General features: G+C 46.3%; 20 protein-coding genes. 4 read left to right on the plus strand and 16 right to left on the minus strand.

Translation table 11 applies throughout. The features are described from left to right. Positions 1–30: 30 nt before the first annotated feature. On the minus strand, positions 31–807 hold the full coding sequence (locus AYR61_RS03365; protein WP_054712257.1) for a DUF4430 domain-containing protein: 777 nt from the start codon (positions 805–807) through the stop codon (positions 31–33). A gap of 43 nt (positions 808–850) precedes the next feature. After that, complete coding sequence (locus AYR61_RS03370; protein WP_065937528.1) at positions 851–1,729, minus strand: DUF5776 domain-containing protein; 879 nt, start codon at positions 1,727–1,729, stop codon at positions 851–853. 125 nt (positions 1,730–1,854) lie between these two features. Between AYR61_RS03370 and AYR61_RS03375 the strand changes: the two genes are divergently transcribed. Continuing rightward, positions 1,855–3,159: an IS1380 family transposase gene (locus AYR61_RS03375; RefSeq protein WP_065900857.1), complete on the plus strand. Its 1,305-nt coding sequence runs from the start codon at positions 1,855–1,857 to the stop codon at positions 3,157–3,159. A gap of 191 nt (positions 3,160–3,350) precedes the next feature. On the opposite strand, the gene AYR61_RS15840 is transcribed toward AYR61_RS03375, so the two are convergent. The 6 genes from AYR61_RS15840 to AYR61_RS03400 all read right to left on the minus strand — a co-directional run bounded on the left by AYR61_RS15840 (position 3,351) and on the right by AYR61_RS03400 (position 11,004). Next, entirely contained in the window at positions 3,351–3,587 is a 237-nt protein-coding gene (locus tag AYR61_RS15840) for a DUF1542 domain-containing protein (protein ID WP_191982295.1), read from the minus strand. Between the two features lie 3 nt (positions 3,588–3,590). After that, positions 3,591–4,937, minus strand: coding sequence for a hypothetical protein (locus tag AYR61_RS03380; protein WP_065901681.1), 1,347 nt, complete (start codon positions 4,935–4,937; stop codon positions 3,591–3,593). Positions 4,938–5,387: 450 nt separating this feature from the next. Further along, entirely contained in the window at positions 5,388–6,770 is a 1,383-nt protein-coding gene (gene ltrA / locus AYR61_RS03385) for a group II intron reverse transcriptase/maturase (RefSeq protein ID WP_065901683.1), read from the minus strand. A 540-nt stretch (positions 6,771–7,310) separates the two neighbouring features. After that, positions 7,311–8,417: a prenyltransferase/squalene oxidase repeat-containing protein gene (locus AYR61_RS03390; protein WP_065901685.1), complete on the minus strand. Its 1,107-nt coding sequence runs from the start codon at positions 8,415–8,417 to the stop codon at positions 7,311–7,313. Positions 8,418–8,873: 456 nt separating this feature from the next. Next, on the minus strand, positions 8,874–9,884 hold the full coding sequence (locus AYR61_RS03395; RefSeq protein WP_054712602.1) for a lipoate--protein ligase: 1,011 nt from the start codon (positions 9,882–9,884) through the stop codon (positions 8,874–8,876). A gap of 109 nt (positions 9,885–9,993) precedes the next feature. Further along, positions 9,994–11,004, minus strand: a complete 1,011-nt coding sequence (locus tag AYR61_RS03400) for a lipoate--protein ligase (protein ID WP_054712598.1) — start codon at positions 11,002–11,004, stop codon at positions 9,994–9,996. 299 nt (positions 11,005–11,303) lie between these two features. Here AYR61_RS03400 and AYR61_RS03405 point away from each other — a divergent pair, with 299 nt between their 5' ends. Next, entirely contained in the window at positions 11,304–11,771 is a 468-nt protein-coding gene (locus AYR61_RS03405) for a universal stress protein (RefSeq protein WP_054712595.1), read from the plus strand. Positions 11,772–12,121: 350 nt separating this feature from the next. Beyond that, positions 12,122–13,027, plus strand: coding sequence for an RluA family pseudouridine synthase (locus tag AYR61_RS03410; RefSeq protein WP_056987450.1), 906 nt, complete (start codon positions 12,122–12,124; stop codon positions 13,025–13,027). A 445-nt stretch (positions 13,028–13,472) separates the two neighbouring features. Here AYR61_RS03410 and AYR61_RS03415 read toward each other — a convergent pair whose 3' ends face one another. Next, positions 13,473–14,690 carry an ABC transporter permease gene (locus tag AYR61_RS03415; RefSeq protein ID WP_065903763.1) on the minus strand — a complete coding sequence of 406 codons (1,218 nt, stop codon included), beginning with the start codon at positions 14,688–14,690 and terminating at the stop codon, positions 13,473–13,475. Next, entirely contained in the window at positions 14,683–15,579 is an 897-nt protein-coding gene (locus AYR61_RS03420) for an ABC transporter ATP-binding protein (RefSeq protein ID WP_065901687.1), read from the minus strand. Before AYR61_RS03420 ends, AYR61_RS03415 begins: the two co-directional genes overlap by 8 nt. Positions 15,580–15,742: 163 nt before the next feature. Here AYR61_RS03420 and AYR61_RS03425 point away from each other — a divergent pair, with 163 nt between their 5' ends. Further along, entirely contained in the window at positions 15,743–16,657 is a 915-nt protein-coding gene (locus tag AYR61_RS03425) for a DMT family transporter (RefSeq protein WP_056987452.1), read from the plus strand. Between the two features lie 372 nt (positions 16,658–17,029). Here the strand turns inward: AYR61_RS03425 and AYR61_RS03430 are convergent, their stop codons facing one another. The 6 genes from AYR61_RS03430 to AYR61_RS03455 form a co-directional block, all read right to left on the minus strand. Continuing rightward, complete coding sequence (locus AYR61_RS03430) at positions 17,030–17,710, minus strand: GDSL-type esterase/lipase family protein (protein WP_065901689.1); 681 nt, start codon at positions 17,708–17,710, stop codon at positions 17,030–17,032. Positions 17,711–18,205: 495 nt separating this feature from the next. Next, positions 18,206–20,008 carry an ABC transporter ATP-binding protein gene (locus tag AYR61_RS03435; protein ID WP_065901691.1) on the minus strand — a complete coding sequence of 601 codons (1,803 nt, stop codon included), beginning with the start codon at positions 20,006–20,008 and terminating at the stop codon, positions 18,206–18,208. A 31-nt stretch (positions 20,009–20,039) separates the two neighbouring features. Next, on the minus strand, positions 20,040–20,780 hold the full coding sequence (locus AYR61_RS03440) for a MarR family winged helix-turn-helix transcriptional regulator (RefSeq protein WP_056986913.1): 741 nt from the start codon (positions 20,778–20,780) through the stop codon (positions 20,040–20,042). Between the two features lie 161 nt (positions 20,781–20,941). Next, the gene (locus AYR61_RS03445) at positions 20,942–21,478 is read right to left on the minus strand and encodes an antibiotic biosynthesis monooxygenase family protein (RefSeq protein WP_065901694.1); all 537 of its coding nucleotides are present in this window, start codon (positions 21,476–21,478) and stop codon (positions 20,942–20,944) included. 80 nt (positions 21,479–21,558) lie between these two features. After that, the gene (locus AYR61_RS03450; RefSeq protein ID WP_056986915.1) at positions 21,559–22,113 is read right to left on the minus strand and encodes a hypothetical protein; all 555 of its coding nucleotides are present in this window, start codon (positions 22,111–22,113) and stop codon (positions 21,559–21,561) included. A gap of 172 nt (positions 22,114–22,285) precedes the next feature. Next, positions 22,286–22,795 carry a MarR family winged helix-turn-helix transcriptional regulator gene (locus AYR61_RS03455; RefSeq protein ID WP_083220023.1) on the minus strand — a complete coding sequence of 170 codons (510 nt, stop codon included), beginning with the start codon at positions 22,793–22,795 and terminating at the stop codon, positions 22,286–22,288. Positions 22,796–22,813: the final 18 nt, after the last annotated feature.

Raw genomic sequence — 22,813 nt, forward strand, 5'->3', positions numbered from 1 at the left:
CCTAACATCCTGTTCAATTCAATTTAAACCCTACTTTTGTGTAACCTGTGGTGCGTCCCGGTCTTTCCCAAGGTTTTCAGTGTACAGCCACTGAATCTTGTCGCCGGATTTCACCTTATACTTCCCAGCTGAATAACCTGGGAACTTGTTGTTCACTGAGTACAACCAACCACTGCCGGAACCCTTGTCAAATTCAAACAGGCCTTTGATACCCCGAATATAAATGCTGGCACCAGCACCTTGGTAAGAAAGTGCGACATGTTTCTCAGCAGTAACTCGCTTCAAAACAGTGCTGACCTTATCACCACTGTGAATACGAATATTTGACGCTGAAAGCAACACTTTGTTTCCCGAACTAATTGGGCCACGGACAATCAAGCTGCAGGTTGCAGCGTGTGACGTAGTAGCATGAGCGGTTGTCTTATGAGTAGTAGCCGATGCGGTTACAGATTTAACACCACTCTTCTTACTGCCAGTCGTACTCTTGGTTGTACCAGTTGATCCGTTTGTACCGGTCGTCCCAGTACTGTTACCATCCTTAAGCTTTGATACCTTACCACTGGCGTCGGTAGTGGTCGTACCGTTGCTGCTTGTTGCGGCAGAGCTGGCACTAGAGGAAACAGCTTTTTCCGCCTTCTCGGGTGCACTACTACTGCTTTCAGAGCTACTGGTCTTACTTTTGTCCTGTTTCTGCGTAGTATAGCTATTGTTACTTGCAGATTTGTGCATCGCACTGTAGCCCGCGAAGCCCAGGCCAAATATAATGACCAAACTAGCGATGATCGCGAATATTTTCTTCTTTGACATTTAACGATTCCCCTTTGATTCTAAACTACGTGCATGTGAAACTTTAGCCAACAGTAATCACAAACGTCTTGTTCGCAGTGATGTACTGCCCATTGCTTAACTTAAAGCGTGTCGCATTCTTGTACTTGGTAATTGACTTCACCTTAATAGTGGCACCCTTCTTGTAGTGATAGGTCTTACCAGACAGGTTGCTCTTCTTGTAGCGGTTAACACCTTTATTGTCGATGACCTTTACCTTAGCAGCTTTTGTTTGGTAATAAAGATTGCCAACCGAACTTGAACTGCTGGTAATGTAACCCTTCTTATTAACGGTGAGGTCCTTTACTTGGTAAACGGTCTTACCAGCACTGTTCTTGATTGCTTTGAGGATTTGGAAGGTCGGCCGGTTTTGACGCGTCTTCTTACCATAGCTGGCAATTGTTTTACCTTTGAGAGTAGAACTCTTATAGACCTTGATGCTGGTAGTAGCGTAAACGTACTTATTGGTTGAGGTTGACTTCTTGGTTGTAGTCGTTGCCTTTACTGTGTCATCAGTTGATGATGTCTTCGTTGCGTCAGTTTGGGGTGTCCCAGTCACGGTGTACGCGTTAACGGCGGTAATTCCAGCCGATTGTAGTGTGGCAAGATCTGCCGTCTTAGTTACTGCGTTAATTTTTACTTCATAATCTGAAACAATCTTATCGATGGCAGCATAGGCGTTAATTTTGTCGTTAGCCACAATTGTCACATCATTTTGAATAGCCAACTTCTTTGTATTTCCTGAGCTAATAATTGCGTTAATCGCCGCATTTTTTTGTGCCGTGGTCACCGCAGTGTGCGTTGCGGTAATACTTTGAATCATAGAAATACCAGCTGTTTGAGCCGTATCGACAACACTCTTTTCAATACCTGATTTATTCACAAAGATATGCAAAATACCCATCAAACACATGCATCACGCGTTTGATGGGTATTTTGTATTTTCACCTTTTAAGTACACAAAAAGAGCCCCAGCTCTGGTATAGTTAAATTGCTAAACAAAACCACATGAGAGAAGAGGACTCTATATTGAAAACTTTACAGGAAATGGCATTAAATTTCAACAAAAACATTTTAGTATCGCATACGGGTGGTCAATTATCTTCCGATGGCGGGCTAACATTGTGTGTAGAGCTGATGGCAAAATTCCAGTTCACCATCTTGGCCGACAAACTATTGAGGTTCAATGACCAGCGACGATATTGTCAACACAGTAATTCTAGTATCTTAAAACAGTTAATTCTTCAGATTATTGCTGGTTATAGCGCAGATTCTGCGGCAACTTCTTTAGAAAAAGAACCGCTTTTTAAATTATTATTGGATAAACCGTCTTTGGCTTCACAAGCAACAATATCACGTTTTTGGCAACGCTTTGATAAAGATAGTGTTAGCACATTACAGACTTTAAATGAGGCTTTGATCGACCGTGTTCGACTATTAACCAACCAGACAGCCACGATTATTGATATCGATTCGACTCACTCAGACACTTATGGCAAACAGGAAGCCACTAACTACAACGCACATTATGGTACTGAAGGATATCATCCATTACTGGCAACTGATCAAGATGGTAACTTATTGAAAGCTGTCTTGCGTCCTGGAAATGCCTACACCAGCAAAGATGTAAAAGCTTTTTTAACACCACTATTAAAGCATTATCAAACTCAGCTGCCCACGACTGACATTCTGGTTCGTGGTGATAGTGGCTTCGCCACGCCAGAAGTTTACGATGTCTGTGAAGCCAACGATGTGTTTTACATTATTCGACTCAAATGCAATCGAAAATTACAGAATCTAGCTGAAAAGTTCGTCAAGATCAGTGATCAAACCCAGTGGCAAGAGGAAGAGACTCATTACTACTCTGAAATCTATCAATCAGCATCGTGGCCTAAGCCACGGCAGATTTATATTAAATCAACTCGAGTAGCTGGTGAACTGATCTTTTCACATGAATTTATCGTCACTAATCTGACTAATTTAACGGCTGAAACTGCCTTCGAACTGTATCACAAACGCAGCCAAATGGAAAATTACATCAAAGAAGCTAAAACAGGTTTCTTTTTCGATAAGACTGATAGTTCAACGTTTAATGCCAATGCTGCCCGGATGATGGTTAGTGTACTGGCTTACAATATTGTCAACTTTTTAAAGCAGCTAGCACTGACAAAACATGATTCCGGCTTGTGCGTTAGCACATTGCGGATCCGTTTATTCAAAGTTGCGGCACGTGTTGTGCATACTGGCCGACGCATTCAGTTGCGGCTGAGCTCGTATCATGTTTACCATCGGCTGTTCTACCAGGCTCTACAGCGTATCCAGGCTATTGAATAACCGGCAAAATTAAAAAAATCTGTACAACCAAGGGACAAGTGTATCCAAAAGTTCAAAGCAATTCTGAGTTAGTTGAAAGATCTCACTAGCTAGAACTGATAAACATCGTATTTCAGCAAAAGATAAAGACATACCCGTCAGTTTTCGAAAAAATACGAAAACTGACGGGATTTTTATGAACTATGAATAATTCAGGCAATATTATTAATATTAATTTGTGCCACATAGTTACTCAGTTCATTATCAACGATTGCTTCGGCGGCTGTTTTTTCAGCATCAGTAGCTTCTGTATCGGCTGCAATGACAGTCTTTTGCTGTGAAGCAGCATTATTAAGCGCTTGGATTGCAGCCTGCTTTTCAGCGTCCGTTGCAGTCTGGGTCGTTGTCCCAGCAGCTTTTAGTGCCGCATTACCATCAGCCTTAACGATTGTTCATTCAGTCATAGAAGTTGAAGCATTAATTTTATCAGTATATTCAGCTAATATTGCATCCTCATTGGCTATAGCCGCATTAACAGCATCTTTTTGAGTTTGGGTTGCCTCAACCTGACTATTTCCAGTTAAAGTTGCTTTCAATGCAGTAACATATAAATCGTGATTATTTGTTAATTCAATAATAGCCGCTTGTTTATTCGTTGCACTCACGGTTGAGGAAGAACCATCTGTTGAAGATGAACTAGTGGTAGAAGCAGATGTTGAGTCGGTATCATTTCCTGTTGAACTATCCGTGTTTGCTGACGAAGAACTTGAACTAGAGACTGAAGATGAACCAGTACTATTGGCACCTGTTGACCCTGTTTCATTGCCACTTGATGGTATCGAGCTAGATGAACTTGATGAGCTTGATGAGCTTGATGGCTCGGAAGATTTACTGGTCGACGTGGAGGTCGCACTGTCAGCAGATTTAATTTGACCATACGCCGCCGTGAACTCACTATATAAAGTGGAAAGGTCACCATAAACCTTTGCATTGTTCATTTTAGTCGTATAATCAGCAATCAATTGTTTAGTCTCGGCTTGCGCTGAATCACTTAAAGTACCGTAGGACGTTGCTTGAGTGAGTTTTTGAACGTAAGTTGCAATTTGTGTGGAGGTCGGTGCTGCATCATTTTTTTCTATTGTTGAAATTTTTGAATTCACGCCACTAACCATACTATTAATCGCTGTCTTTGCCCAACCGAGATCGTTTTTATAAGCAGCATTGGTTCCGGTAACAGCAGTTGATGTGATATTCCCAATTGCTTCAGCAGAGGAGTATTTTTCACCTAAAGCAGAGACGGTCTGAATATCAGTTGCCCTTTGATCAGCTGTAATATTTGTATTGTCATTAAGCTTCTGAATTTCAGTATTTATTGCTGTTTGAATGTTCGAATAGGCTGTCGTCCAGTCATCTGGTGTTGCCGAATTACTGATGGCCGCTATATAACTTTGTTCGGTGGATGCAAATGCAAGTGCGGTAGTCTTACTATAATCAGTAGTATTTAAGATTGAAATGATGTCATTTTCTAATTGCTCAATATGCTGTTTGTAAATGCTTTTCAAAGTGTCTTCTGCTGAACCAGTTGATACTTTATCTTCAGCCTGTGAAGCGGCTTCTTTGACCTGTGAAATGGCATCAGCAATATCATCTGATGTCACCATCGTTGTATCGTCTGCATGCGCCATCGTATAATCAGCACCCACTAGCCGATTATTTTTAATTTGGGCCGAGGCAGGTACAATCAACCCTAAAATTGTTGAAAACAACATAATCCCAGTGGTTAATTTTCTTTTTTTCATAAAATCTAACCCTCCAAAGTTCTACACTGATTTGTATCAAGTAATTTATTTAATGATTATTAAAGCGTTTCCATTATGTAAATTATATTTACATTGATTTGCAAATACAATAACTTCACAAAGTGCCACATAATAGTTTCGACCTTAATCAGAATCAACTAAAAAAAAACAAATATACACAAACTAGCAGACTGGAAAACCTATTATCAGACTTTAGTCAATGCTTGTTAAAGGCAATTTTAAACTAAATCTACATAAAAATACTATTTTAATAGCACTATTTAAATCATTAGCACTATTATATGTCACTCATTCAATCTTTTTCTCATAATTGTATGTCAATTTCATTTCAATTATTTAAAGCTAATCGAGTAGGAGGTAATTGATTAATTCAATTACCGACCTCTCACACCACCGTACGTACGGTTCCGTATACGGCGGTTCAATAATTTAAGCACTTTGTATTGACTGGAGTGTCTTGCTCATATTGATGAGTCCAAGGCGTTCCAGTCTTTTGTTTGTCAGAGTATAGGTCAATGTCTTGCTATGCGCAGTTCGCCAATAACCCTTACGGGTATTGGCCATTGTATAAGCACTGGTGCCAGAAAGCCCCAGTTTTACAAGATGATTGACCTTTGTTTTGAGCTTCTTCCACTGTTTCCAAATATACTGGCGAATCCTTGCTCGCAACCATTCGTCTAAGTGACGGATAAAATTGGTCATTTTCCCGACCGAATAGTACTGTAACCACCCACGCATCTTTTGATGAATCTCGTTAAACACCAGGTTTAACGAAACGCCCCGATTGCGCTTGGTCATTTTCCTGAGTGCAGACTTGATGCGTTGCTTGGCCTGCCAAGCAGGTCGCGCATACGCACCTCCTCGACCAACCCCCAAGGAAAATCCCAGGAACTTGGCCCGCAGAGGCGAACTTACTGATGTCTTGTCCTCATTGACGGTGACCTTTAGGTCGCCTTCAAGAAAGCGAGTAACATTAGTCAGAACCCGTTCTCCAGCACGTTTGCTTCGGACATAAATATTACAATCGTCCGCATAGCGGACAAACTTATGACCTCTGGAAGTTAACAGCTTATCCAGTTCGTTGAGATAAATGTTAGCCAAAAGTGGCGATAAGGGGCCACCTTGAGGGGTGCCTTTATCACTTTGTTCAAATAGACCACCATTCATGACACCGCTGGTTAGGAAGCGACGAATGAGATGCAGTATCCATGGATCCGTAATATACTGCTCAATAAATTTAATAAGCAGATCGTGGTTGACCGTATCGAAGTATGCTTTTAAATCGAGATCCACGACATAGTGATAGCCCTGATTGTAGAACTGAACCACTCTATCAATGGCATCTTTAGCACTTCGATTCGGTCGGAACCCAAAACTATTATCTGAGAAGACACGCTCAAATGTTGGCACCATGACTTGCGCCATGGCTTGTTGAACAAGTCGGTCAATCACAGTTGGTATTCCGAGCTTGCGTTTACCACCATTAGGTTTTGGAATTTCAACCCGCTTAACGGGACGAGGCCGATAGGTCTCGTTTTGTAAAGCTTGCAGTAATTCCTGTTTATGTTTCCTCAAGTAGGGCAACAGTTCGTCAACGGTCATTCCGTCTAGTCCTGCTGCACCTTTGTTTCTGCAGACGCGAAGATAAGCCTCGCTCAGGTTATTTCGGTCTAAGACTAACTCTTGAAACTTAGTGCCGTTCATCATCGTATTTTCACCAGAGTCAGTGCTACGCACCCCGACTTGTTCTTGGGCTTCCAGTCCTACTGTCCGCCGGCGGTCAGCTTTTTCTGTATTCTGCGGTTGTTGCACTGTCTCCACCTCCAATATCAATGATGACCTATTATTGTTCAGCCCTTCGTGGCAGATACCACTACTATGGCCTCGGCTGACTCCTGTATCGTTCTGCACCACATCACTGCGATGTTTGTTCCTGTGGCGCTTAGCGCGCCTCTTGTCGGGAACGTACGATACAGGCCTCCCCGGGTAAGAACGCCCACTTTCGTACCATGTCATTGCCAGCTTTACTGCGATGGTCTCGAGTAGTATTGGACTTTGGTTTGTTTGGCAACCTCGTCCGACCAACACAGCCTTATAGCTGATTCTTGTACATCAATGCGGTACTTTGTCGCCGACTTCCTTCAGATTCCACCTCACGATGGACACCCTTGTCATTGACTTGCGGTTCCGACTACTACGGCCCGCAACGGACTTTCACCGTCTAGTTGGCGCCCATGCCGGGCGCACCAACAATAGAGCTCCACCGGTTTCAAACCAGTGAAGCTCTACTGTTATAATACAAGCTTTTAATTATAATCGAAGTTTTTCATTCATTTTCTCGGCTTCATGAAATTATTCTGAAAAATTGTAGATAGATCCTTTGTTGGCTTTAAAATAGTCAAATTGATCCAACGTATATACCGCTTCTTGAGTTGCCGATTGACGACTGTATGTTAGAGCAGGCTGCCAATTAAAACTACCGGCGTCTGTTTCTCCTTCCGGAACCTGATAACTTAATAATGCGTCAACTGGTGATACTGTTGCACCCAACTCATCCGGATCAATGTCACAAGCGGCTAAGCCCGCAATGATCATTGCATCACTGCTAGAATTAATACTATCAGTTCCTTGCTCTGGGTCCAAGAATTCACCTGTATCAGGTTGTAATAGAATATTTTGAACAGCACCCTGAGCCGAAAAAATAGACGTCGATGTATCAATTGTGCCCTGATAAGAACCAAGTGCCTGCATGACCATACCCGTAACATCTAATGTGTACCCATACTCATCAGTCCAATATCCGTCGCTATTTTGCATATTAATCAAACGTGTCGTTAGCGTATCAATCTCGCTTTGATAATCACCAATACCTTTCGTATCAGCTGATATTAATGCGAGGAGTCCATACATCACTGCATAAATATCTCCTTGTCCATCAGCAATACCATCAATTGTTTCCTGAATCAAGTTGGTACCGTTGACGTTTGTGGGATCCTCTCCAATTGCGACAAGCCCAATAATGTCTCGTTCATAATCGGTAACTTGATGATTAGTTCCCGGATATAAAGCCAAAATATTGTTGTAGATTGCAGTAGCCTTTTCGGTCGAAATACCTTCCGGACTACGAACCAATGCCAGTGCATCCCAAGCGTTCAATTGTGATTCATCAAAATCATTGATCCAGGTAACACCAGCTGAAATTGCTGCCTCATAATCCCCAACAACCAGCGCATCTGCACCTAACTGAATGGATGTGTCAAAAGCTTCTTTATCACCATCTTTCAGTGCCTGAAGCGCTTTTACATTCGTGACAACGCTACTACTGGTTGGGTCGGTATTCCCCTTCGCATGAGCTAAGGTCTGCGTAGAGCCGATAACGCCCATCATGCTGGCGGCAACTAATGCGGCGTAAATCAGGCGGTTCTTCTTGCTTGTCTTCTTGATGTTAGTTGTAGTCATGGTCATTTCCCCCTTGGGAGTATGCTGAGTGTCGGACATTAATGTGTTTCTGAATTGATGTTGAGGCATTGAGTTGGCTCCTTTCTGGATTGTCATTCGCAACTAGCAACTGAGATGGTGCAAGTTCACCGCCATAGGCATTCAAGTCTCCTCTTTTTCGATTTATAAACGAACAATTGAAGCCAAACTTTTGCTCACTTGTTCGTTTCTCTATGTTATCAATACTATAACTTAAATGTGTGCAATGTATGGATTTTCCTGGGATTGTTTGTGAAGATTTTATCAAATTATAAAACAATACCACTGTACTCTGTATTTTATTTACTATATATAAACAGTTGTCATGACTAAATCATTATATTTTGGTTATGTATATTATAAATGACATATCTTTTCCACCAAAAAAAGAACCCCCATCCACATCAAGTGACCAAGGGTTCCCTAAAATTCATTCAATTAAGCCAGCAAATCAATCAGCTCATCCTTAGAAATCCCCATAAAGTACTTGCTAATGTCCACATCCGCAAGTGCCCCTTCAAGGGATTCGCGGTCGTACTTGATGCCGGTCAGCTTGTCAGCTAACTCTGAGACATCTTGCGGGCCGAAGAAATCGCCGAAGAAGGTGATCTTGTTGATCTTGCCGCCCTCTACCAGGATCCGGGCATCGATGGTGCCTGAGGTAAAGTGTTGGCGCTTCTTAACGGTGAATTCAGGAGATGTGCCGTAAACCCAGTCCCAGTTGTTGTAGTACTGTTCGTAGATCTTGTCGATTTCCTTTTGCTCGTCTGGGGTAACAACGTATTCCTTATCCTTGATGGCATCCAGGCTATCCACGTGGAAGAGTTCCTTCAATAAAATATCACGGAATTCTGGGACGGTGATATTTTGGTATTCAGGTGCCAAGTACGGCTTCAAGTTAGCCACCCGTGAACGAACCGACTTGATCCCCTTTGACTTGATCTTATCTTCTGGCACGTTCAAGGCGTTGGCGATCACATCCTGATCCACATCCAACATCAAGGTCCCATGTGAGAAGGTCTTGCCGTTCTTAGTATACATTGCGTTCCCTGAGAATTTCTTACCATCGACTAAAATGTCATTCCGGCCGGAAACTTCAACAGAGGTTGCCCCCATATCATGTAAGGCATCCACGATGGGTTGGACAAACGACTTGAAGTCGCCAAACTGTTCAGAGTCTGAGTCCAGCACGAAGCTGAAGCACAGGTTGCCAAGGTCCTGATAGACCGCGCCACCGCCCGAAAGACGCCGGGTAACGGTAATATTGTTTTCCTCAACGTACTTCTGGTTGATCTCTTCAAGCGTGTTTTGGTTACGGCCAACAATGATACATGGCTTTTCATAATAGAACAGCAACAACGGTTCCCCAAAGTCCTTGTTGTTCATCAAATATTGTTCAGTGGCTAAGTTACGGCCAATATCATGTGCTGTCATTGATACGTAGCGCATATCCAAACTTCCCTTCATATTAAATAACCAATCTTTTACTTGTCTAGTTTAACACAGTCATGTAATCGGTTACAGCATTTGTGTTGATCCAATCTGCCTGATACCGGCATTAGCTCAACAATTTCACTAAGGTGGCGTTGTCGATGCCTGAGAAATAGTCAGTGGTGTCGATGGCCGCCAGCGCAGTGGTCAGCGAGGCCTCGTCGTACCGGACGCCCTTGAGTTTATCCGCTACCTCACTGGCATCTTTTTCGCCAAAGAAGTCCCCGAAGAACGTGATCGTGTCGATTTCGCCATTCTTGACCAGGATTCGCGCATCAATGGTGCCGGCGTCAAAGTGCTGGCGCTTTTTGACCGTAAAGTCCGGTGAGGTGCCGTAGACCCAGTCCCAGTTATTGTAGTAGTCGTCGTAGAGCTTCTGGATGGCAGCCTTATCTGCGTCCGTCAGCGTATAGGCCTTGTCCGCGATTTCCGAAAGGTCGCTCACGTTGTAGAGCTTCTTCAGCAGCATGTCGCGAAATGCTGGCACGTCTAGGTTTTGATACTCAGGGGCCAGGTACGGCTTGAGGTTCGTGACCCGCGACCGCACCGACTTGATGCCCTTGGACTTGATTTTGTCTTCCGGCACGTTTAGCGCGTGTTCAACGATGCTCTGATCCACGTCCAGCATCAGCGTGCCGTGGGAGAACATCTTACCGTTCTTCACGTACATCGCGTTGCCGGAGAACTTCTTGCCGTCAACCAGGATGTCGTTTCGCCCGGAAACTTCAACTCCGGTGGCACCCATTTCTTTCAGTGCGTCAACGATTGGCTTCGTGAAGGCCTTGAAATCGCCAAACCGGTCGTCGTCACGATCGACCACGAAGCTAAATGACAGGTTGCCCAGATCATCAAACACAGCCCCGCCACCCGATAACCGACGCGTGACCTGAATGTTGTGTTTGGTGACGTAATCTTGATTAATTTCTTCCATTGTATTTTGATTCCGACCCACAATAATGCATGGGGTCTGATAGTAGAACAGCAAAAGCGGCTCGCCAAAGTCCTTTTCATTCATTAAATACTGTTCCGTTGCCAAATTATACCCAATATCGTGTGATGCCATGTTGTAGTAGTACATAATCGCACTTCCCTTTACAGTGTTACCTTGATTTTACAACTTTTTTCAGAAAAAGAAACCGCTTAACTTTCTTACATAATCGCCGGAATGTCGGGCTTTAAAGGCCATCATTTCGTGCATTTATACACAATCTTTTGGCAGTTTACCCAAAAATAGGCCTTTTTTGTTAAAGCAATTTCGCAGATTATGGTAAACTAGAGGGTGAAGTACAAATGGTTCTCTTTGTTGGGCAAAAACCATCGCGTGCTTACAACAAGCTTTATCTTAAACTGATATATAAATGTGAGGGAGTGGCGCATATGAACCAACAATACCAAAACATTCTGGCCCCAGTCGATGGGTCAAAAGCGACTGATCCAGTACTTGAAAAAGCAATTGAAGTAGCAAAGTTAAACAACACCCATTTGGATATTCTGAACGTGTTGGAAGTCAACCAATTCAGTGATACCTATGGTGGTGCTGTCAGTGGTGACGTGATCTACAAGCTTTCTGAAGACGTCCAATCACGGTTAGCCGAACTCAAGCAAAAAGCCTTAGACGCCGGCGTACCTTCCGTTGACATCCACGTGCGTTTCGGGAATCCAAAGCCTGTCATCGCCCGTGAATTCCCAGCTGACCACAACACTCAGCTGATCGTCATCGGCTCCACTGGCCTCACTGCCGTTGAACGGTTAATGATCGGTTCCGTTACCAACTACGTCAGCCGTTCCGCTGTCTGCGACGTTCTAATCGTTAAGCCAGCTGCATTAGCTAAGTTGGACAAATAATGGATCATTTATCTTAAAGATTGCGGGCTGCTTTTTGGCAGTCCGTTTTTAGTATGTTGGAATTTGCTGGAGCTTGCGTTCCATTCCGTAATTTGGCACGGAGTTGTGGTGGCTCCACAACTCCGTGCCAAATTACGCCATTTCACTCACATTGAGTTCACTTCAAATGGTTGCTAAGGATCAAAATACAGTCAATGCCAGTTTGCGGCGAAATCCGCCCTCGACTGCAGGTCAGCCATTATCAGGTAACCCCTCTGCTTAACTGGTGGCGATGGTCACTTCTTTCAGGGTGGCCGCCAACAAATTGTTCGTTCACTTTCTCACTCAAATCAAAAACGAGGTCGACCTTTATGCAATGGGAACATGTTGCTACCTTACCTGACAATTTCATCTCTAAGCCGTTACGGCAGCTGCTCATGCAGGACTGGTTCATGCCTAAGCATTTGATCTACAGCCTGAAGCGTGGACAGCGTGTGCTTGTTAATGGAGCCTATTTGCCCGTTAACTTTTCTGTTCACGCCGGTGATTTGGTTGCGCTGAGATTTGTTCCTGCGGATTTTCAGACGCCCTTTCAAGACATTGCGCCGGATAGTGCCGCTACCGTTGACGTTGTTTATGAAGATGACGGGCTGTTGGTGGTCAATAAGACGCCTGGGAGCAAGACGCACGTCAATCAGCCCGACGAAGTTGGCGCGACGCTTGACCACGTTGCCGCCTATCTGGCACCGCACGGGCAACAGCCCCACATGATCCACCGGCTGGACCAAGAAACCAGCGGCGCGCTGATTGTGGGTAAGGATCCCGCCGTTGTCCCGATTTTAGTTCGGCTGATCAAGGAAAAATTGATTCAGCGTACCTACCTCACGTGGGTGCACGGGCAACTACAGACAGATCACGGCACCATTAGTCTGCCGATTGGCCGCGACCCGGAAGACCAGCGAAAACGCACGGTTGACGGAGAACATCCGCAAGCGGCGATCACCCACTACCGCGTCATCCGCCGAACGGCCAACGCCACGCTGGTGGCTGTTCAATTGCAAACCGGCCGCACCCACCAGATCCGCGTCCACTTCGCCGACCTGGGTCACCCCATCGTGGGCGACCCGCTGTACGCCACCGATAACCAGCGCCAGCGCATGCTGCTGCATAGCTGGCAAGTGAAGTTGCCGTTACCGTATACGTTTAAAACAGTCTTGGTAGAGGCGCCGGTACCAGACTCGTTCACCACATTTGAAAAACAGACTAAAAAATCGTAAGACCGTTGTGGCCTTACGATTTTTTGTAGTAATTGACGCTGCCAATTATCTGATGATTTTGATTGGAACTTCATGGTACCACTGGCACGCTCTTAGTATATAGCTTCGCTGACAATGGCATAGCCGCAGTCGAGGGCGGATTCTCCTCGAACTGGTTTCGACTGTTTTTGGATACTTGGCTAAACGACGAAGTAACCTGGATGTTAGTGGAATGAAGCGATTTGGCACGGAGCTGTGGTGTCGATATCACTTGGTGGGCGCGGTTCTCGTCCACCTAGTGATATGCGAGACGATGGAGATCCATTCGAGAGCTGCGCAGCAGAAATCGAATTAGCTTCATCGCGAGCCACCACAGCGGAGTGCCAAATCGCGCAATGCAACGGAATAGACAGTATTTTTCGGCAACATAGCTGAAACGCGGAATGCAACGAACCCAGAAACCCTCTCAGTTCGCCAATCCCCGCCGAAGCCGTTTCCAAAAACTGCCGTCATCGGTTTGGAGCATGAGTCCGCCGTAGATGCGGCCAATGTACCAGGTCATGCCAAGCAATGTGGCGAGGAGGATCAGCATGGAAACGCTGATCTGCAGCGTGGTTGCAGTGCCGTTGATGATGCGCATGGGCATGAAGTAGGAAGAAAAGAATGGGATGTACGACATGATTCTAACAAATAGCGCATCCGCATTACTCTGAAACGGAAAGGTCGCGAAGAAGGTAATCATACTCAGGTAGACGGCTAGGTAGCCCGCCTTGGAGGAATCTTCCGGCTTAGCAACCAGCGCCCCGCAGAACGCCGCCAAAACGGTGTAGAGGATGACACCAACGAACAGAAAGACCAGGTTGATGCTCATCAGGTTACCAACTACCTGATTGATGAGACCGTGGTAGGTGTGGTACATCTCGCGGGTGGCGGAAAAGTGTTGTGCCGCGGTGAGGCTGGCCCAACCGCCCAGAACGTATACGACAAGCTGGGTCACGATCATGAGCAGTACGCCAAAGATCTTTCCCAGAAAGTACTTCAACGCCGTGGTGCTGGAGAAAATGATCTCCATGATCTTCGTCCCCTTTTCAGAGGCGATTTCCTGTGCCGTAATCGACGAATAGGTTGTGAGGATCATGTACACCATGAAGACGAGGATCCAAAACGACGCCATTTTTGCGGTTTTCTTGAGTCCCAGACTCGACGTGACCCGCTGTTGCACGACGGGCTGTTGCTGCAGTGTGACCACTTGGCGCTTAGTCAGTTTCGCCTGGGCAACGTTTTGTTGGGTCTGCATATTCGTCAAAAAGGTGGTCAATTTGGCTTTGCGCGTGCTGCTCAGTGCCTGCGACCCATGGTAAACGGCCTTGAGCTGCTGACCTCCTGTCAGGACAAGGTAACCCTGAATTTTCTCGGTCTTCTGTGCCTGTTTAGCCTCGGCAACCGTTGTGATGGATTGCTTCACGTCAGCCTTGCTGGTCGTTTTCAGATAAGCAGCCCGTAATGCTGGTTGATTCGACACAACCGCGATCTGGTCACCGCTGCTAGCTGAATTTGCTGAGATCCAGCCAATGCCAAACGACAGCCCAATCATCACAAATGGGGACAAGACTAAAATCAGGAAGCTCCATGATTTCACTTGCCGCAAATAAGTATTGACCGTGACTAACCAGAGTTTACGTATGCCCATCACCCGCTTTCAGTCGGAAAATTTCGTCCAGTGTTGGTGGCTGTTGACTAAATTCTTCAATGTAATGGCCACCGGACAATTGCTGGAAGATGGGCTGGCCGGCAGCCGGATCATCCACCCGCAACATGAATCGGCGGCGGGACAGTTGTTTCAGGTCGATCACGTGGTCAAGTTGCAGCAAGTCTGCCTGCGACCAGTCCGTAGTCACGAAGATCTCTGATTTACCGAACTGCTCACGAATCTCGCGAATTTCTCCGTGCAACACCATGTTGCCGTGGCGCAGCATGACCAGCTCGTCGCACAGCGCCTCCACGTTACCCATATCGTGACTGGAGAAAATAATGGCGGCGCCCTGCTGCTTGGCAGTTAAGATTGCCTGTTCCAGCAGGTCGACGTTGACCGGATCCAGCCCGCTGAACGGTTCGTCCAGGATAATCAGCGATGGTCGGTGAATCAGCGTGCAGATCAACTGAATCTTCTGCTGGTTCCCCTTCGACAACGCCCGAATCTTATCCGTGCGCTTGCCTTTCACCTCAAACCGCTGCAGCCAGTCATCGATCTCACCCTTAATTTTGCGCGCTGGCTGCCCCTTCAACTGCGCGAGGTAGAGGATCTGCTGCTCCACCGTGAGTTTGGGCATTAGACTGCGCTCTTCCGGCAAATAGCCGATCTGATCAAAGACCGTTTCATTAATGGTTTGGTCATTCCAAGAAATGGTGCCTTCGTAACTTAAGAAGTTCAAAATGCTGTGAAACGTCGTCGATTTACCAGCCCCATTTTGGCCGATCAACCCCAATATCTCACCATCCGCTACCTGAAAATTAATATCATGCAGTGCTTCCAGGTCGCCGAAGTGTTTGGCGAGGTGCTCAATTTTTAGCATCATGTTGCCTCCCCTATCATCGTTGCCCCTATCATACCAAATAATCGAAAACGGGTCGTAAAAGTGTCGCAAAAATGAGACTGTTTTTCGTTTTTCTCCCATTTATCTCTTAGGTTCCTTTAGTAAAATAACTGTTTAGATTGAAAACTAAGGGGAATTGACTATGGAACTCAAACAACAGGTTGGCGGCAGCGTCCGTAAGGGCATGTTTTGGGCCATCATGGCGTCAACGATGTGGGGCATTTCAGGTACCGTCCTGCAGTTCATTTCGCAAAATCAGCACATTCCAGCCAGCTGGTTTTTATCAACGCGAACCATTGGCGCTGGCGTCGTTCTGCTGATCATCAGCTTTATGCGCTACCGGATGGCCATTTTTGACATTTTTCGGTCGTGGCGCTTAATTGGCTGGCTGTTGGCCTACGCTGTATTTGGCCTCATGGCGAACCTGCTGACGTTCTACATGTCCGTTCAAACCGGGACGGCCGCAGCCGCCACCATTTTGCAGTACCTCAGCCCGCTCTTTATCGTTGTGGGCAGTCTCGTGTTCAAACATGAAAAACCGTTTCGAAGCGACCTGATTGCCTTCGTCGTTTCTGCGCTGGGTGTTTTCCTGGCCATCACAAAGGGCGACGTGTCACAACTTGCTATCCCAATGAACGCCCTGTTATGGGGCATCGGTTCCGGAATCACGGCAGCCTTCTACGTCGTTTTACCACGACCCATCGTTAAGGCGGGGCACTCGCCGATGGTCATTCTTGGCTGGGGGACCTTTATCGCCGGTATCCTGTTCAACTGTTACCGCCCGGTGTGGGTCAACACGCCGCCAATCACCACTGAACTTGTGCTTTCGATTAGCACGGTAATCGTTGTCGGCACGATTCTACCGTTCAGCCTGTTGCTGTACAGTACGAACTTCGCACCATCCGACGTCATCAGTATCGTCGACGCCGCTCAACCCGTTGTCACGTTTATCTTGAGTGTCCTGTTTTTGAGTCTGCAGATCACCTGGGTCGAAGTCGTTGGGTCTGTCTTGGTCATCATTGCGATCTATCTGTTGCAGCGTGGGCGTGCGGTTTAATTCGGTAGTTTGAGATGGCGTTACATTCCGCAATTTGGCACGGCATCGAAGTGGCTCGCGACTGAGCTAATTCGATTTCTGCTGCGCAGCTCTCGAATGGATCTCATTCGACTCGCATATCACTAAATGGCCAAAGAACGGCCATCAAGTGATATCGACACCACGATACCGTGCCAAATTGCTCCATTCCACTCACTCTGAGCTTTATGCTGCCAATCTGTTAAGTATCGCAATACAGTCGAGGACAGTTCGAAGAGAACTCCGCCCTCGACTGCAGGTTTCCAATGATAGCAATGCTTCAAACGTAAGCGTCTGAATAAAAAATACGCAAAAAAAGAGACCGAAATCGCACTGATTTCTGGTCTCTTTTAATTAATTCAGATATGGTTTTAAATTATCGAAGACAATCTCGTACCCCGCTGGCAGCATATGGGCGCCGTCAAACGTCAAGTCCGCTTTCAAGTTGCCCGCTTCATCCGTCAACCCAGCGTTGGCGTTGATGAAATGAACCGCCTGTTGTTTTGCTAAAGTAGCGACCTTATCACTGGCATCAGCCATCGCATCGTTCCCTCGTTTTGCCAACAGGGCATCACCCTCATCCCCATCGCTAAACTTGCCCGTGTGGTTTGTTGGGTAATAGGCCATCACGTAAATTTCCGTGGTTGGCAACTTAGCCTTGATCTGGCTCAAAATCTCACTGTAATTGGCGAGAAATGTCGCTTCAGGCACGCCAAAACCAATGTCATTTGACCCAATATTGATGAAGATCTTGCTGGGTGCTAAATCAAAAATCTGGTCATCCATGTGCGCCAACAAATCAGCCGTCGTCGTGGCGCGGACACCACGGTTATAGATGTGTTTGCTTAATCCAAGATTCTGCTCGGCTTGCATCTTCTCGATCGGAAAGATCTCCATCAACGACGACCCGACAAAGACGATCTGTCCAGGTTTTGCTGTCCGATTTTCATCACTATACTGTGCCCACAGTTTCTCTTGGAACTGCTTGATCTCTGGATGCAAATTCGTTAATGCTTTGGTGTTCTTTAACGTCATGGTGGTCTACTTCCTTTTATATATAATCTAAACTGTCTTTGCGTTCCACCGACTTGTACAAACGCTACTTTAAATTAGCTCTGCAACAATAGTAATCTCACTGTTTGCAAGCTTTATGCCAATGTCGCTTGATCCGGAACTTCGCAAAGACAGAAGCATTATTCTTAATGAGTTGCTTGCAGTCGAGGGCGGATTCTCTACAAACTAGGTTTAACTGAAATTCGATACTTAATCGTTGTTAGCAGTTTGCTTAAAGTTAGTGGAACGGAGTAATTTGGGACGGAATCGTGGTGTCGATGTTACTTAATGGGCGCGTTCTTCGGCCATTTAGTAACATGCGAGACGATGAAGATCCATGCGAGAGCTGCGCAGCAGAAATCGAATTAGCTTCATCGCGAGCCACCACGATGAAGTCCCAAATTACGGAGTGCAACGGACTATTAAGCTAACAAAAAAACAGGGCCATCCAAGACCCTGTTTTCTTGTCAAACCTGATTAAGCAGTTTGCGGTGCCTGTTGCAACATCATTTGGTTTTCAACGTATTCGCGGTACAAAGGTAACTTGTTGATGAGTTCCTTGTGGGTGCCGTGACCGCTGACTTGACCCTTTTCAATGAAGTAGATCTGGTCAGCGTCAACGATTGTGCTGAGTCGGTGCGCAATAACTAACGTGGTCCGGTTATGCATCAACTTTTCAAGGGCTTTTTGAACCATCATTTCAGATTCGGAGTCCAGACTAGCCGTGGCTTCGTCTAACATTAAGATCTTAGGATCTCGCAGGAAGGCCCGCGCAATCGCTAACCGTTGCCGTTGACCGCCGGAAACTTTGACCCCGCGTTCACCGACTTGAGTGTCAAGTCCGTCAGGCATGTCGGAAACGAAATCCTTCGCGTAGGCCATTTCCAAAACATTCCAGAGTTGGTCATCCGTGTACTCGCCGTCTAGGCCGTAAGTCAAATTGTAACGAATGGTGCCGGCCATAATAGCAGCATCTTGGCTCACCAATCCAATTTGACTCCGCCAGTTCGTGAGGTTGACCCCCGTAACAGTGGTGTCGCCAATCTTAATTTCACCCTTGTCTGGGTTGTAGTAGCGTTCCAACAAACCAAAGATGGTTGATTTCCCACCACCGGAAGGACCGGCGAAGGCAACCACTGTATTTGGCTTTGCTTCAAAGGAAACGTCCTGTAAGATCGGTTGCCCCTTCTCGTATTCAAAGTCAACGTGGTCAACAGCGAGCGTCTTGCCGTCAAGGGCAACAGATTCGCCAGAGGTTTGGTCCTCTTCAGGCATCTGCAGCATCTCTTGAATCCGAGCGGTTGACCCGCTTGTCTTGGCCATATCAGTGAAGAACTGACTCATTTGCGTGAACGGTCCGATCATTTGGGTCAGGTACATCAGAAATGAGATCAACGTCCCAAACGTCATGGTGCCAGAAGCGACCCGGCTTGCGCCGTAAATCAGCAGGCCGACCATCATACCCATCATCACCATCTGCATCAGCGGGCTGGCAATGGAGTCGTAAATGGCTTCCTTGATGCCGATCTTGTACAGTTTTTCAATCTTACCGTTGCCGTCTTCGTGTTCCAGATCTTCCGCCGTGGAAGACTTAACCAACCGAATGTCGCTGAGAATTTCGCTGGACTGACCGTTAAAGTCAGCGAGGGCATCTTGGCGGGCAATTGAGATCTTGTGGGATTGTCTGATGACTGGCATCATCACGACTAACACCAGTGGCACGGCAATGAACATGATCAACGTCATTTTCCAGTCCATTAGGAGCATCAAAACTAGTGCCCCAACAAGTTGGAGAATGGAAGTGACCATAGTCGGCATTGAGTTGGCCAACAGGTCCTTAACTTGTGACGTATCGTTGATCAGCCGAGATGAGATTTCCCCAGAACGAGTCTCGTCAAAGTAGCTGACTGGCAATCTGAGAATCTTAGCCCACAAAAACTTGCGAAGTTTGCGAACGACATCCTCACCGAAGAAGCCAAGGACGCTGCCCGAAACGGCACTAATCAGTGCGCTCAAAACGAAGAAGGCAATCACAAGCCCCATGAGGCCCGTGTTCATGTGGTGGCCTAACTGGTTGATCAACTGCTTAGCAAACTGGGGCACCATTAATTGCATCCCGGTGGCGGCTAACCCTAAAATCAAGCCAATCGCTAATTCCCAAAAATGGGGTTTGATGCTGCCCACTAATTTTGCGAAAGCCTTAAAATTAAATTTTTGTTTCTTAAATGCGTAGGGTTGTTGTTGACCGCCCCGTGGTGCTTCAGGTGCTCGACGTTGCATGATTTGAGATCTCCTCTATCTTGAACTTAATCTATTTTTCTGATTCAGTATCGTCATCTGGGTCGAAGCCGTGGCCGTTACCCCAGTTCCCATCTGATGGGTCGAAACCGTTACCGTTGCGGGGATCAAACCCGTTGCGTGGGTCAAAGCCACGACCGTCGTGTTGGTCAAAACCATTGCGACCACCCCAACCAAATCCGTTGCGGTTACCGTGGCCTTGGTGGTGGCCGTTAAAGCCGTGGAATCCGCCACGCCCGTTGAAGAATTGTTCTGGTGCTTTATCGAAGAAGTCTGGGCGTTCTTCGCCGTCGTCCCACTTGCTGAACTTTTCATCCAGACTATCGGTGAGCTTAGCGAACAACCGACCAAATTCTTCCTTTTCATCATCGTTTAAGCCGTCAAATAAGAAGTCAGAGAATTCTGTCTTGAAGTCGTGAGAACTCTTGATCAAGTCGCGACCTTTGTCTGACAATGAAATCAAACTGATCCGCTTGTCATCCGGTGAGTCGTGCCGTTCAACCAGCCCGTCCTCTTCCAATTTCTTGATCATGACGCTGACGGAACTTGGGCGAATGTCCAATTCGTCAACGATTTGGGAGTTAGTCAACTCATCCTTTTGCGATAACAGATAGATCAATCGCATCTGCCCGCGCTTAGGCTGGTTTGCCCAAAACTCTCGTGACTTTTTTGAAACGGCTGAAAATCCCCGTTTCTGGAACGTGTGCATTAACCGACCAAACTCGTTTAATAAATCTCTTGAAGTGTATGCCATAATTTTGTGGTCTCCTTTTATTTAGTTAGATGTCATTATTTTAAACTAACAAGTTGTCCTGCTGTAAGGTTGAGCTGGCGTCCTCGGTGATCCGATCCCAACTCACAAGATACAGTATAACTACTTGGTTAGTTAATGTCAATAAAAGCTAACTATTTAGTTTAATTCATTTCAAACCCTGACAATGCCACGTGGACCGTGACCTTTTCAGGCATCTTCGCCAGCAGGTCAAACAGGTGCTTGTTCATGTGGCGCTTAAAATGCCGCTGCATGCTGGCCTCATCTTCGTAAAATTCCAACGCCCAAACGATATCGGCGTCCTCCGTCGACCGGCAGAGCATCCAAGCCACGGGCTGGTCGCCGGCATCATCGTCGCGGTACATCTCAGTCAACGTGGTCAGTAAGTCTTCACGGTGCTCATATTCCGCGTTTAATTTCAAAAACATGGCTGGTTGATCCATCGCCAAGCCCCAAGTGGACTGTTCTTGACCGTCAAAACTGGATTCGATCATGGTCGTTGTTGAGCTGATCGGCATTTCAATCAGTTGATCGTTATCATCAACGGTCAACCACACCCAATCCAGGTGTGGCATTGGTTTCGTTAATTGGCGGATCGACTCAGTTGCAACTAAAAGCTGGTCATCAGATTCTGATTGCATCGGCGTCATACGGGTCGTATTCATGGTAGGTTGTGTCATCGTACTCATCCTCTTCTTTCAGGTTTAGTTTAGTCTCGTAATGACTAAACTAACAGTCAAATCTAACTGTCATTTCCAAGTTAATCCATCGCAAAGCCGGACGTCAGCACGTAGAACGGCACCTTCATTTCGGCAGTGCCCAGTAAATCAAACGCTGGGTCTGTGGCAAGGTCCTTGAAGTACCGGCGCATGCCGTCTTCGTCCTGGTGGAACGTCATCAGCCAAATGGTATCCGAATCGGCAACATCGCGACTGATCACCCAGTCAACGGGCGCATCCGGGTGCACCATTTTCAACATCTGGCGGGCCATCTCATACAAATTGCTGCCTTGGCCAGTCGTGGTATGTAACTTTAAGATACCGCCTGGCTGCCCCGCTTCAAGTGCCCAAACATGGTCACGGTTACCGCTGAAACTGGCCGTCATGACGTCTGGATCAAACTGCATTGGAATCTCTAACAGCAACTCGTCTTCATCGTCTTCAGTGCTCAACATGACCCAGTCAATTGGCCGAGTCAGGCTGGCAAAGTGACTCATTTGAGCCGTAAGCCCTTTGACCTGTTCGTGAACGGACAGTCTTTCGTGGCGCGGCACGTTGGTTGTGATCGTTAAATCTGCGGTTGTTTTACGCATCATGGTAATCATCCTTTTTTAAAATTCCAGATAGCTGTCATTTAGTTAGCCTTTATTATTACTAACTAACTAATACCATTCTAACTAGTTAGTTAGCTCATGTCAACCATAACTAACAAATAAATTTGGTGAAGCGACGTAATCGCCCACCATAATAACGATTCAACAGTGACCTTTATTTTTCTAACCGAGTAACGATCTCCGGATCAATAATGCCCGCCTTAACCATCAGCTCAATACTGCCGCGCATATAGGCAATCAATTTTTCCTGGTCAGCCGCATCCAGTCTGGTCAAATAGCCGGCAAGCCGATTTTCCGTTAAGTCTAAATGCCCTTTCACGAGGGCAGCCCCCTTTTCAGTGCGATAAACGTTGACAACGCGCCGATTCTCCGGATTTCTTTTTCGAGCGACTAACCCACGTTCCTCCAGTGTTGCAACTAGCCGGGTCAACTGCGAACTGCTGATGCCAATGACTTGTGCCAACTGCGTCATCGTCATCCCAGAATTCTCAAACACATTGCGTAATGCCATGGCCTGCAGCCGTGTCATTCCTAAATCATCAATCGACCGATTCTGCAAAAAGGCCTGCGTATAGATCGTAAATAGCTGACCAAACGTCTTGGTATTCAGGGTTTCCTTTGTCATGAGCTGCACTTCTTTCTGTCCGTTTTTTGTCTTATTCATAATAGTTGACAATTGTGA

It is taken from the genome of Secundilactobacillus paracollinoides, assembly GCF_001702155.1.
Lineage (GTDB): Bacteria > Bacillota > Bacilli > Lactobacillales > Lactobacillaceae > Secundilactobacillus > Secundilactobacillus paracollinoides.

Coding starts and splice junctions, on each gene's coding strand:
- AYR61_RS03435 (WP_065901691.1), bottom strand. CDS start 20,008: ATGCAACGTCGAGCACCTGAAGCACCACGGGGCGGTCAACAACAACCC.
- AYR61_RS03450 (WP_056986915.1), bottom strand. CDS start 22,113: ATGATGCGTAAAACAACCGCAGATTTAACGATCACAACCAACGTGCCG.
- AYR61_RS03380 (WP_065901681.1), bottom strand. CDS start 4,937: ATGAAAAAAAGAAAATTAACCACTGGGATTATGTTGTTTTCAACAATT.
- AYR61_RS03395 (WP_054712602.1), bottom strand. CDS start 9,884: ATGCGCTACGTATCAATGACAGCACATGATATTGGCCGTAACTTAGCC.
- AYR61_RS03370 (WP_065937528.1), bottom strand. CDS start 1,729: ATGGGTATTTTGCATATCTTTGTGAATAAATCAGGTATTGAAAAGAGT.
- AYR61_RS03400 (WP_054712598.1), bottom strand. CDS start 11,004: ATGTACTACTACAACATGGCATCACACGATATTGGGTATAATTTGGCA.
- AYR61_RS03390 (WP_065901685.1), bottom strand. CDS start 8,417: ATGACTACAACTAACATCAAGAAGACAAGCAAGAAGAACCGCCTGATT.
- AYR61_RS03455 (WP_083220023.1), bottom strand. CDS start 22,795: ATGAATAAGACAAAAAACGGACAGAAAGAAGTGCAGCTCATGACAAAG.
- AYR61_RS03425 (WP_056987452.1), top strand. CDS start 15,743: ATGGAACTCAAACAACAGGTTGGCGGCAGCGTCCGTAAGGGCATGTTT.
- AYR61_RS03420 (WP_065901687.1), bottom strand. CDS start 15,579: ATGCTAAAAATTGAGCACCTCGCCAAACACTTCGGCGACCTGGAAGCA.
- AYR61_RS03445 (WP_065901694.1), bottom strand. CDS start 21,478: ATGACACAACCTACCATGAATACGACCCGTATGACGCCGATGCAATCA.
- AYR61_RS03365 (WP_054712257.1), bottom strand. CDS start 807: ATGTCAAAGAAGAAAATATTCGCGATCATCGCTAGTTTGGTCATTATA.
- AYR61_RS03405 (WP_054712595.1), top strand. CDS start 11,304: ATGAACCAACAATACCAAAACATTCTGGCCCCAGTCGATGGGTCAAAA.
- AYR61_RS03410 (WP_056987450.1), top strand. CDS start 12,122: ATGCAATGGGAACATGTTGCTACCTTACCTGACAATTTCATCTCTAAG.
- AYR61_RS03430 (WP_065901689.1), bottom strand. CDS start 17,710: ATGACGTTAAAGAACACCAAAGCATTAACGAATTTGCATCCAGAGATC.
- AYR61_RS03440 (WP_056986913.1), bottom strand. CDS start 20,780: ATGGCATACACTTCAAGAGATTTATTAAACGAGTTTGGTCGGTTAATG.